Consider the following 11,209-nt stretch of genomic DNA (forward strand, 5'->3'; position numbering starts at 1 on the left):
CATCTCAATTATCGATTTCACAGCTTAGCCAGCCCTTCCTATAGTGGCCAGCAGGAGATTCCATGACTTCACCCCACGCCACCACCCTGCCCCTGCTGATCGGCTGCGCCGCGGGCTTCTCCGGGGACCGTATCGATGCCGCCGGCCCCGTCGTGCAGGAGCTGATCCGCCAGCGCCAGCCTGCGGTGCTGATCTTCGAGACCCTGGCGGAACGCACCCTGGCCCTGGCCCAGCTGGCCCGGCGCAGCGACCCCGAGGCCGGGTTCGAGCCGCTGATGCCCGAGTTTCTGCGCCCGGTGCTGGCCGACTGCCTGCAGCACGGCATCCGCATCGTCAGCAACTTCGGTGCCGCCAACCCGCAGGCCGCGGCCCGCACCATCCACCGCCTGGCCCAGGCCCTGGGCACGCGCACGCCGCGGATTGCCGTGGTGCACGGCGATGACCTGAGCGGCCCCGCGCACCGCCCGCTGCTGGCCGAAACCCTGGCCGAGCGCATGCCCGCGCAGGAGCTGGTCAGTGCCAACGCCTACATCGGTGCCCAGCCAATTGCGGCGGCCCTGCAGGCCGGTGCCGACATCGTGGTCTGCGGCCGCGTGTCCGACCCTTCCTTGGTCGTCGGTCCGGTCATGGCCCACTACGGCTGGGCCTGGGACGACTGGGACCGCCTGGGCCGCGCCACCATGGTCGGCCACCTGCTGGAATGCGGCACGCAAGTGACCGGCGGCTACTTTGCCGATCCCGGCTACAAGGACGTGCCGGGCCTGGACCAGCTGGGCTATCCCATCGCCGAGATCGACGCCGACGGCCACTGCACCCTCTTCAAGCCCCAGGGCACGGGCGGCTGCATCACCCCGGCCACGGTCAAGGAACAACTGCTGTACGAGATCCACGATCCGGCCCAGTACCTCACCCCCGACGTGGTGGCCGACATCACCCAGGCCCAGGTCCACGCCGTGGGGCCCGACCGCGTGCGCCTGGAAGGGGTGCGCGGCCACCCCCGGCCCGACACGCTGAAGGTCAACGTCTGCTACGCCACGGGCTGGTTTGCGGAGGCCGAGATTTCCTACGCCGGCCCGCGTGCGGCCGAGCGCGCGCGCCTGGCGGGCCAGACCATCCAGCAGCGCCTGGGCCATCTCGCGCCGCTGCGCACCGACCTGATCGGCGTGACCAGCGTCTGGGGCAACGATGCCAGCAGTTGGCTGGATGGCGCCGACCTGCGGCACGCCCCCCACGATGTGCGCCTGCGCATGGCCTGGCAGCATGCCGACCACGCCACTGCCCAGCGCCTGCCGCGCGAGGTCAACGCCCTGTACTGCTGCGGTCCGGCGGGCGGCGGCGGGGTGCGCACGCACATGCGCCAGCGCCTGGGGCTGACCTCCTGCCTGATCCCCCACACCCACATCCCCACCGGGTTCACCTGGGCCACCGCCCCTGGCCCGGCACCGGAGCGCGCCCATGGCTGACACTGCAACCGACACCCTGACCGTCCCCCTGTACCAGCTGGCCCACGGCCGCACGGGCGACAAAGGCAACCGCTCCAACATCAGCGTGATCGCCTTCCACCCGCAGCTGTGGGGACCGATCTGCGCCCAGGTCACCGAGACCGCCGTGGCCCAGTTGTTTGCCGACCGCCAGCCGCGCCAGGTGCGCCGCTACCTGCTGCCCCAGTTGCAGGCCATGAACCTGGTGCTGGACGAGGTGCTGGACGGGGGCGTGAACGATGCCCTGAACCTCGACAGCCACGGCAAGACGCTGTGCTTCCGGGTGCTGCAGATGCCGATTTCCGTTCCCGGGGCACTCGCCCCCTGGATTGCCCGTCCCGCTTGACCATTCCCATAACCACACAGGAGACAACCATGACAAGCACGACCCGCCGCCACCTGCTGACCGCCAGCCTCGCACTGGCCCTGGCACCCGCTGCCTTCGCCCAGGGCAGCTTTCCCAGCAAGCCCATCACCCTGCTGGTGCCGTTTGCGGCCGGCAGCGCGACCGACCAGCTGGCGCGCGCCCTGGGCCTGTCGATCACCGAGCAGACCCAGCAGCCCGTGATCGTCGAGAACAAGGGCGGCGCCAGCGGCATGATTGCCGCCCAGGCGGCGGCCAAGGCCCCGGCCGATGGCTACACCGTGCTGATCACCACCAACACCACGCACGCGGCCAACGAACACCTGTACAAAAAGCTCGCCTACGACCCGGTCAAGGACTTTGCCCCGCTGACCGGCCTGGGCAAGGGCGGCCAGGTGCTGGTGGTGCCCATGAACGCCCCCTACAAGACCGTGGGCGAGCTGCTGGCCTTCGCCAAGGCCCACCCCGGCAAGCTGAGCTTTGGCAGCGGCAGCTCCTCCAGCCGCATGGCCGGGGAAATGCTCAAGCAGCTGGCCGGCGTGGACATCCTGCACGTGCCCTACAAAAGCAACCCGCTGGCCATCACCGACCTGATGGGCGGGCAGATCAACCTGATGGTCACCGACATGTCCACCGGCGTGCCGCAGATCAAGGCCGGCAAGCTGCGGGCCCTGGGCTACTCCACCCCCAAGCGCAGCCCCCAGCTGCCCGACGTGCCCACCATCGCTGAAGCGGGCGTCAAAGGCTATGACATGGGCTACTGGTTCGCGGCCTATGCCCCCACCCACACGCCCGCCCCCGTGGTGGCCAAGCTCAATCAACTGCTGCGCACCGCCGTCGGCAGTCCGGCCGCGGCCTCGTTCTTCGACATGTCCGGCTCCGAGGCCTGGACCACCAGCCCCCAGGAGCTGGCGCAGTTCCAGGCGGTGGAAACCACCAAGTGGGGGCAGGTGATCAAGGCCGCCGGCATCACGCCCGAATAAGCCCCCCGCCCATCCACCCCCCGGCCCTGCGGGGCCTGGGGGATGACCGGCGTGCAGACACCGGAACGCGATCCCCTGCGGCGCAGGCACTGCCACAGGCACACCGCCCCGCCAGGTGCTGGCCCCGCCGCAGAACGGGGCAACATGCGGGCGCAACGCCCCACCGCCACGGGGGCGACCCGGCCATCCCGGTTACCATGCCGGGCATGGCATTGAAACCCATTCTCATTTCCAACGCAGTGCGCGCCGCCGTGTTCGGTGCGTGGTTGAGCCTCGGCGGCTGCGCCGCCCTGTCACCGGCACCGGCCACCGACACCACGGGCTGGCAACGCCAGCTGCAGGCCCCCGCCCCCCTGCCCGAGGTGCTGCTGCTGGGCGAACAGCACGATGCCCCGGAACACCAGGCCTGGGAGCGCGACACGGTCCAGGCCCTGGCCCGGCAGCAGCGCCTGGCGGCCGTGGTGCTGGAGATGGCCCACAGCGGGCACAGCACCCGGGCGCTGGCCCCCACGGCCTCGGAAACCGAGGTCCAGGAGGCCCTGGACTGGCAGGCGGCCGGCTGGGACTGGGCGCCCTATGCGCCCGTGGTCATGGCCGCCGTGCAGGCCGGGGTGCCCGTGCATGGCGGCAACCTGCGCCGCAGCCACATGCGGGAGGTGATGCAGCAAACGCACTGGGACCAGCACCTGCCGCCCACCGCGTGGGAGCGCCAGCGCGACGCCATCCGCAGCGGCCACTGCGATCTGCTGCCCACCAGCCAGCTCACGCCCATGGCGCGCATCCAGCTGGCCAAGGACGCCAGCATCGCCGCCGTGGCGCAGGCCCAGCTGCAGCCCGGCCAGACCGTGCTGGTGATCGCCGGCCGCGGCCATGTGCTGCGCAGCGTGGGCATTCCCACCTGGCTGCCGGCCGGGTTGCACGCCCAAGTCGCCGTGGCCCAGGCGCAGGGCGCCACACCCACCCCGCCCGGTGACTACGACTGGCTGGTGCAGACCCCGGCCGTGCCCGCCCAGGACCATTGCGCCGACCTGCGGGCCCGCTGGCAAACCGGGGTGCCAGCGGCACCCCAGCCCCAAAAACCATAGCTATCTGGGCGCACCCCGCCTGCGCATTTGCGGCATTTCATCCCAATCTTCGGCTGCACGGGGATACCGCCTGCTGCGGGTGCACCCCGCGGGCGGGCCCACACGCGCGATGGGGACTGCACACGCCCCCTTGCCGCATGCACCACTGCACGCCGCCAGCAGCCTGGCGCGCCCTCAACTGCCAAATGCGGCCAGCACCTGCAGCACCGCCTCCACCGCCGGGTGGGGCACGGGCAGCCGGCGGTGGGCCACGGCCATGGGCCGCAGCAGCGGCGGGTGCAGCGGCCGGATGTCCACACCGGGCACGTGGCGCTGGTCCTCGACTTCTTCCAGCGGCAACAGCGCCGCACTCTGGCTGGCGACAGCCAAGCTTTTGAGGGCACCCGGGTAGGTCAGCGTCAGGAACGGGCGCGGGTGGTAGCCCGCCTGGCCAAACCAGGCGGAGATCAGCCCATGCATCTGCGTGGCCGGTGCGAACGAGGCCCAGCGCCGCTCGGCCAGCCACTGCGGCGTGATCTGCGCCGGCGCCTGCCAGACCGCCGGCAGCAACGCCACCATGGTGTCGGTGCGCCAAGGGGTGAGCACGATGTCGGCCGTCGCCGGCTGGGGGCTGGCCACCACGGCGATGTCCAGCGTGCCGGCCTGCAAGCGCTGCATGGCATCGGTGGATGCCGACGGCCTCCAGCCGCACTTCCACGCCCGGGCTGCGCCGGCCCAGGGCTTCCAGCATCAGGGGCAGCAGCCGGGTGCTGACACCGGCCGACACACCCACGCGCACCAGGCCCTCGCGCCCGCTGGCGCGGCGCTGCACCAGGTCGATCAGATCGTCGCTGGCGGCCAGCAGCTTGCGCCCCTGCTCCACCAGGGCCTGGCCCGCCGGCGTCAGCTCGGCCTGCCGGCGCCCCCGCAGCAACAGCACCGCCTCCAGGCGCGATTCCAGATCCTTGATGTGCAGGCTCACGGTCGGCGGCGCCAGATGCAGGGCCTGCGCCGCCGCAGCAAAGGTGCCCAGGTCGGCGATGGCGATCAGGGTCTGCAACTGGTCGAGGTTGAGGTTACGCATCAGAATTCCTGAATTGAATCTTCATTGAATTCAACTTTACAGATGTTTGGCCAGCCCGGAGCATGTCCTCCATGCTGAAACCACCTGCTCCCGCGCCCATGGTGCCGCCCGCCTCGGCGCCCGCGCCCACCGTGTCCGCTGCACCCACGGCGCCCACCGGATGCACCGCCAGCCCAGGCCCCACGGCCCCCGTGGCCGCAACGTCTGCAATCGGCCTTGCAACGGGCCGAGCAGCGCATTCTGGAGAACTTCCGCGTCCCACCCGGGGGCGGCTGAACACGGCATACACTGGCGCCATGTCTGCCGCCCCCTCCCCTGCGACCTGCCCTTTGTGCGGCCAAGCCAATGCCTGCGCGGTCGCGGCCGGATTGCCGCCGGAAACCTGCTGGTGCATGCAGACCCGGATTCCGGCCTCGGTGCTTGAACGCATTCCCGCCGCCGAACGCGGCCAGCGCTGTGTCTGCCCAGCCTGCGGCCAAACGCCACCGCACCCCGAGGCCCCCCGCTGAGCCCCTGCGCCCTCCACCCACCGAGACTGCGCATCCGGCCTTTGCCAACCGCAGCCCAGGAGCCACGTCCTCCGTACTGGGTGGTCCGCGCGCCCCGCCATTGGGTGAATGCTGGCGTATTCCCCCCTCACCCCCATCACCAAGCGAAGCACCGCGGGCCGGCTACAGCGCCCGCCCCAAGCCCTCTGGTCTGGGCCGGCTGGACGCGCCACACCGTTGGCCAGCGGGCGCCACAGCGGCACAAACCCGGCAGGCAAGCTGCACCTTTGCTGCACAAACCGCCGGCGCGCGTTAGGCTATGCCCCTTTGTTGTCTTGCCCGTTTGGAAGCCCCTGCCCATGTGCCAGCTGTTAGGAATGAACTGCAACACGCCCACCGATGTGCGTTTTAGCTTCAGCGGCTTTGCACAGCGCGCGGGCAACACCGGCGATCACACCGACGGCTGGGGCATTGCATTCTTCGAGGACAAGGGCCTGCGGCTGTTTGTGGACCACGAACGCGCCATCGACTCGCCGGTGGCCGAGCTGATCCGCCGCTACCCCATCAAGAGCAAGCACGTCATTGCCCACATCCGCAAGGCCACCCAGGGCGTGGTCAGCCTGCAGAACTGCCACCCCTTTGTGCGCGAGCTGTGGGGCCGCAACTGGGTGTTTGCGCACAACGGCGATCTGAAGCACTTCGCGCCCAAGCTGCACACCCATTTTCGCCCCGTCGGCAACACCGACAGCGAGCTGGCCTTCTGCTGGATCATGCAGGAGCTGTGGAAATCCCACGCCGGCGTGCCCAGCATCGCAGAGCTGACCCTGACCCTGCAGGACCTGGCCCGGCGTATTGCGCCGCATGGCACCTTCAACTTCCTGCTGTCCAATGGTGAAGCCCTGTGGGCGCACGCCACCACCCACCTGTTCTTCACCGAGCGCCGCCACCCCTTCGCCCAGGCCCACCTGGCCGACGAAGACCTGAGCGTGGACTTTGCCAGCGAAACCACGCCCCACGACCGCGTGGCCGTGGTGGTGACCGCCCCCTTGACCAAGAACGAAGCCTGGACCGCCTTTGAACCCGGGGTGGTGAATGTGTTCGTCGATGGCCGCCTGCACCAGGGGCAAAGCCGCCCCCAGGCCTGATACCACAGCAGGGGCACGCACCGCCAGCGTGGCTGCCGCAGGGTAGGAAGGCGCAGTTCCGGTTCCTGTGCCCGTGGCAGAAAGCAGAGGCTTGCGTCGATCGCGCCGTGGGGCCCCGCGCCGCAACCCGTATTCCCGTGACAGCCGCACGGCGACCCTGCATGGCCTCGGCAGGCCACGGTTCGATTGCAGGGACTGTGGCGCTCCCCTTCGCCCCCGCGCAGATTGGCGTTCACGCCGGCGCTGCGCTGAGGTAGAGCGGTGCGGACCTCAGCGATGCTGCCTGTCGCCGCGCTGGAGGCGGCACATCCGCGCAGCCTGCTCTGCGGCAGCAGGGGATACCGGCCCAGCCCCCTCAGCCGGTGCCCCTGCATTCCGCAACATGGCAGTACCGGAAGAAAACACGTCTTGGTGATTTGCACAAAATTGGCCACCGGCGCTTATTTCATCAGTGCTGCAAGCTATCGAAATGATGGCATGCCACCCACCCTGCCAAGAGAAAACCCCGCCAACGTCACCGCGGCGGGGCGGCGGGGCTGCACCAGTCTCACGCCCATGCGCTGGGGACGGCCACAGTGCTAGCTTTTAGGGCTTGGCGCCGGCAGGCGGAGTGCCTGCGGCAGCGCCGGCCGCCTGGGCTTCCGCCATGTGCTTTTTCGCAATCGCCTGCAACTGGGGCATCAGCCGGGCCATGCTTTGCTGGGTGGCAGCCATGGTGGCCTGCATGACGGCCGGCATCTTCTCCACCACGGCCATGCCCACCGGCGTGCGGTAGAAGGCCGTTTGCCCATCCACCTCCTCCTGGGTGAACGTGCTTTGGTAGATCTGGACCATCATGGGCCGCATGTGGCTCCAGTTCAGCTCCTGGCGGATGAGGGCCGCGCTCTCGCGGGTCATCTTGTCGATGACCTGCTGCTCGCGCTCGCTGGGCTTGCGCCCCTGCAAGCTGGCCTGCACGGCATCACGCATGTTGCGCTCCAGATCGGCGCCAGTCTTGGCAATCAGGGCCTCGCTCTTGGTGGCCGCCAGCAGTGCCTCGATGGAGGCCACCGTGGGCGGTGCGCTCCAGGCCGATCCGGCCAGGCCCAGCCAGGCCATCGCAGCCAGGCTGGCCATACGGAAGCTGCCACGGCGGACGGTGGCAGGCAGGTGGGAAGAAGGTGTGTCGTTCAATCGCATGTCGGACGCAGAATGTGCAGCAGGGCCCTCTGCCATCGGACGGTCCATGGACTGCACGGTCAAGAAAAGCAACAGCCGGGGTGCAACATGCGCCTTGGCCCGGCGGTCTTCGCAGCCTGGGACGAGGAAACACAGGCCCAGCCGGCAAGGCGCCAACTGGGCAAGGTTGCAGTGGCCACTGCGCGGCGGGCAGCAGCCACAGCGGCTGCCATCCAGATGCCACGCGACGGGACACACAGCGACGTGAGTGTCGTCCAGCGTGGGGAGCGCTCTGCGATGGAGGGACGAGGGTCGCCTTCAGCGGCACATCCCGTGCGAGTGGCAGCGCCGGCAAGCGTACCACCCAATCACCTTCAGATACCAGTCACCTTCATGCACTGTGACTGTGCAGCCGCACTGCCCCCGTAGCGCCCTGCGGCATGGCGATACGCACCATCACCGCGTTGAAGGCCGCCAAACATAAAACGCAATGGATTGCACGCACCTGCGCCTGCAGAAGCCAAGTGAGTGGCCTGAAAATCCAATCCGTGAGCGCCTGGCGCTCATCCAGATTCGGGTCTCAGGTCTTTGGGGCCTGAATCGCAATAAGAGCGCACGCAGTGCGCTCTTATTTTTTAGGAGATTGGAATAAACACTTGTGATCCATAAGCTGCCAACGCCGGTTCACAGCCAGGATGGACGCATTTCATCCCCCAAAAACAAAACCCCCTGCCTCGTTGGAGGTCAGGGGGTTTGTCGCTGTAAGAGCCTGGCGATGACCTACTTTCACACGGGAATCCGCACTATCATCGGCGCAAAGTCGTTTCACTGTCCTGTTCGGGATGGGAAGGAGTGGGGCCAACTTGCTATGGTCACCAGGCATAACTTGTCGCAAAGCAGCTCATCGCTACCTTGCAAATTCATAGAGCCTAATCAGCTTTTATTCGATTGCGCACATGGGCATAAAGTCTTTTGAACACTGCACAGCAGTATCAAAGTTATAGGGTCAAGCCTCACGGGCAATTAGTACTGGTTAGCTTAACGCATTACTGCGCTTCCACACCCAGCCTATCAACGTCGTGGTCTACAACGACCCTTCAGGGGGCTCAAGGCCCCGGCAGATCTTATCTTGAAACGAGTTTCCCGCTTAGATGCTTTCAGCGGTTATCTCTTCCACACGTAGCTACCCTGCGATGCCACTGGCGTGACAACAGGTACACCAGAGGTGTGTCCACTCCGGTCCTCTCGTACTAGGAGCAGGCTTCCTCAAATCTGCAGCGCCCACGGAAGATAGGGACAAAACTGTCTCACGACGTTTTAAACCCAGCTCACGTACCTCTTTAAATGGCGAACAGCCATACCCTTGGGACCGACTACAGCCCCAGGATGAGATGAGCCGACATCGAGGTGCCAAACACCGCCGTCGATATGAACTCTTGGGCGGTATCAGCCTGTTATCCCCAGAGTACCTTTTATCCGTTGAGCGATGGCCCTTCCATACAGAACCACCGGATCACTATGTCCTGCTTTCGCATCTGCTCGACTTGTCAGTCTCGCAGTTAAGCACGCTTATGCCATTGCACTATTAGCACGATGTCCGACCGTACCTAGCGTACCTTCGAACTCCTCCGTTACGCTTTGGGAGGAGACCGCCCCAGTCAAACTGCCTACCATGCACTGTCCCCGATCCAGATAATGGACCTAGGTTAGAACCTCAAACGCACCAGGGTGGTATTTCAACGTCGGCTCCACCAGAACTAGCGTCCTGGCTTCAAAGCCTCCCACCTATCCTACACAGATCCGTTCAAAGTCCAATACAAAGCTACAGTAAAGGTTCATGGGGTCTTTCCGTCTTTCCGCGGGGAGATTGCATCATCACAAACATTTCAACTTCGCTGAGTCTCAGGAGGAGACAGTGTGGCCATCGTTACGCCATTCGTGCAGGTCGGAACTTACCCGACAAGGAATTTCGCTACCTTAGGACCGTTATAGTTACGGCCGCCGTTTACTGGGACTTCAATCAAGAGCTTGCACCCCATCATTTAATCTTCCAGCACCGGGCAGGCGTCACACCCTATACGTCCACTTTCGTGTTTGCAGAGTGCTGTGTTTTTATTAAACAGTCGCAGCCACCGATTTTTTGCAACCCCGTTGAGCTCCGTTTGTTCAACTTCACTTACTAGGGGCATACCTTCTCCCGAAGTTACGGTATCAATTTGCCGAGTTCCTTCTCCTGAGTTCTCTCAAGCGCCTTAGAATACTCATCTCGCGCACCAGTGTCGGTTTGCGGTACGGTCGTCAATAGCTGAAGCTTAGTGGCTTTTCCTGGAAGCAGGGTATCACTCACTTCGTGTGCAAGCACACTCGTTATCACCCCTCATCTCAGCCCGGCGGATTTGCCTACCAGGCACGACTACAGGCTTGAACCAACTATTCCAACAGTTGGCTGAGCTAACCTTCTCCGTCCCCACATCGCACTATTGATCGGTACAGGAATATTGACCTGTTTCCCATCAGCTACGCATCTCTGCCTCGCCTTAGGGGCCGACTCACCCTACGCCGATGAACGTTGCGTAGGAAACCTTGCGCTTACGGCGAGGGGGCTTTTCACCCCCTTTAACGCTACTCATGTCAGCATTCGCACTTCTGATACCTCCAGCATCCGTTACCAGACACCTTCACAGGCTTACAGAACGCTCTCCTACCACGTGCAATAAATTGCACATCCGCAGCTTCGGTAACTGGCTTAGCCCCGTTACATCTTCCGCGCAGGACGACTCGATCAGTGAGCTATTACGCTTTCTTTAAATGATGGCTGCTTCTAAGCCAACATCCTGACTGTTTTAGCCTTCCCACTTCGTTTCCCACTTAGCCAATTTTAGGGACCTTAGCTGGCGGTCTGGGTTGTTTCCCTCTTGAGTCCGGACGTTAGCACCCGGTGCTCTGTCTCCCAAGCTGTACTCTGCGGTATTCGGAGTTTGCCTTGGTTTGGTAAGTCGCCATGACCCCCTAGCCAAAACAGTGCTCTACCCCCGCAGGTAATACTTGAGGCACTACCTAAATAGTTTTCGGAGAGAACCAGCTATTTCCAAGTTTGTTTAGCCTTTCACCCCTAACCACAGCTCATCCGCTGATTTTGCAACATCAGTCGGTTCGGACCTCCAGTACCTGTTACGGCACCTTCATCCTGGCCATGGTTAGATCACTTGGTTTCGGGTCTACACCCAGCGACTGAACGCCCTATTCGGACTCGATTTCTCTACGCCTTCCCTATTCGGTTAAGCTTGCCACTGAATGTAAGTCGCTGACCCATTATACAAAAGGTACGCCGTCACCCCTTTCGAGGCTCCGACTTTTTGTAAGCATACGGTTTCAGGATCTATTTCACTCCCCTCCCGGGGTTCTTTTCGCCTTTCCCTCACGGTACTGGTTCACTATCGGT

General features: G+C 64.8%; 7 protein-coding genes, 2 rRNA genes and 1 pseudogene (1 of these 10 running past the window's edge). 6 read left to right on the forward strand and 4 right to left on the reverse strand.

The features are described from left to right. The first annotated feature begins 62 nt into the window (after positions 1-62). The 4 genes from KAQ61_RS15695 (at position 63) to KAQ61_RS15710 (ending at position 3,913) form a co-directional block, all read left to right on the forward strand. On the forward strand, positions 63-1,463 hold the full coding sequence (locus KAQ61_RS15695) for an acyclic terpene utilization AtuA family protein (RefSeq protein WP_210929769.1): 1,401 nt from the start codon (positions 63-65) through the stop codon (positions 1,461-1,463). After that, positions 1,456-1,827 (forward strand): AtuA-related protein, encoded by a 372-nt coding sequence (locus KAQ61_RS15700; protein ID WP_210929770.1) that lies wholly within the window; start codon positions 1,456-1,458, stop codon positions 1,825-1,827. Before KAQ61_RS15695 ends, KAQ61_RS15700 begins: the two co-directional genes overlap by 8 nt. Positions 1,828-1,856: 29 nt before the next feature. After that, entirely contained in the window at positions 1,857-2,828 is a 972-nt protein-coding gene (locus KAQ61_RS15705) for a Bug family tripartite tricarboxylate transporter substrate binding protein (RefSeq protein WP_210929771.1), read from the forward strand. 206 nt (positions 2,829-3,034) lie between these two features. Next, positions 3,035-3,913, forward strand: coding sequence for a ChaN family lipoprotein (locus KAQ61_RS15710; RefSeq protein ID WP_244982915.1), 879 nt, complete (start codon positions 3,035-3,037; stop codon positions 3,911-3,913). A 174-nt stretch (positions 3,914-4,087) separates the two neighbouring features. Here KAQ61_RS15710 and KAQ61_RS19085 read toward each other — a convergent pair. Beyond that, positions 4,088-4,976: pseudogene (locus KAQ61_RS19085) on the reverse strand (LysR family transcriptional regulator). Positions 4,977-5,272: 296 nt separating this feature from the next. Here KAQ61_RS19085 and KAQ61_RS15720 point away from each other — a divergent pair. Then, on the forward strand, positions 5,273-5,485 hold the full coding sequence (locus KAQ61_RS15720) for a cysteine-rich CWC family protein (RefSeq protein ID WP_081770734.1): 213 nt from the start codon (positions 5,273-5,275) through the stop codon (positions 5,483-5,485). 338 nt (positions 5,486-5,823) lie between these two features. Beyond that, positions 5,824-6,609, forward strand: a complete 786-nt coding sequence (locus tag KAQ61_RS15725; RefSeq protein ID WP_154164437.1) for a class II glutamine amidotransferase — start codon at positions 5,824-5,826, stop codon at positions 6,607-6,609. A gap of 585 nt (positions 6,610-7,194) precedes the next feature. On the opposite strand, the gene KAQ61_RS15730 is transcribed toward KAQ61_RS15725, so the two are convergent. The 3 genes from KAQ61_RS15730 to KAQ61_RS15740 form a co-directional block, all read right to left on the reverse strand. Further along, a complete protein-coding gene (locus tag KAQ61_RS15730) occupies positions 7,195-7,788 on the reverse strand; it encodes a DUF2059 domain-containing protein (RefSeq protein WP_210929773.1) in 594 nt (197 codons plus the stop codon). Between the two features lie 746 nt (positions 7,789-8,534). Continuing rightward, a 5S ribosomal RNA gene (gene rrf, locus KAQ61_RS15735) occupies positions 8,535-8,647 on the reverse strand. 122 nt (positions 8,648-8,769) lie between these two features. Then, positions 8,770-11,209, reverse strand: a 23S ribosomal RNA gene (locus KAQ61_RS15740); it runs 438 nt beyond the window's last position.

The organism is Comamonas aquatica, from assembly GCF_018064205.1.
Lineage (GTDB): Bacteria > Pseudomonadota > Gammaproteobacteria > Burkholderiales > Burkholderiaceae_C > Comamonas > Comamonas aquatica.

What these genes read in the sequence shown, in the direction of transcription:
- KAQ61_RS15695 (WP_210929769.1), top strand. Translation starts at nt 63, where the DNA reads ATGACTTCACCCCACGCCACCACCCTGCCCCTGCTGATCGGCTGCGCC.
- KAQ61_RS15700 (WP_210929770.1), top strand. Translation starts at nt 1,456, where the DNA reads ATGGCTGACACTGCAACCGACACCCTGACCGTCCCCCTGTACCAGCTG.
- KAQ61_RS15705 (WP_210929771.1), top strand. Translation starts at nt 1,857, where the DNA reads ATGACAAGCACGACCCGCCGCCACCTGCTGACCGCCAGCCTCGCACTG.
- KAQ61_RS15710 (WP_244982915.1), top strand. Translation starts at nt 3,035, where the DNA reads ATGGCATTGAAACCCATTCTCATTTCCAACGCAGTGCGCGCCGCCGTG.
- KAQ61_RS15720 (WP_081770734.1), top strand. Translation starts at nt 5,273, where the DNA reads ATGTCTGCCGCCCCCTCCCCTGCGACCTGCCCTTTGTGCGGCCAAGCC.
- KAQ61_RS15725 (WP_154164437.1), top strand. Translation starts at nt 5,824, where the DNA reads ATGTGCCAGCTGTTAGGAATGAACTGCAACACGCCCACCGATGTGCGT.
- KAQ61_RS15730 (WP_210929773.1), bottom strand. Translation starts at nt 7,788, where the DNA reads ATGCGATTGAACGACACACCTTCTTCCCACCTGCCTGCCACCGTCCGC.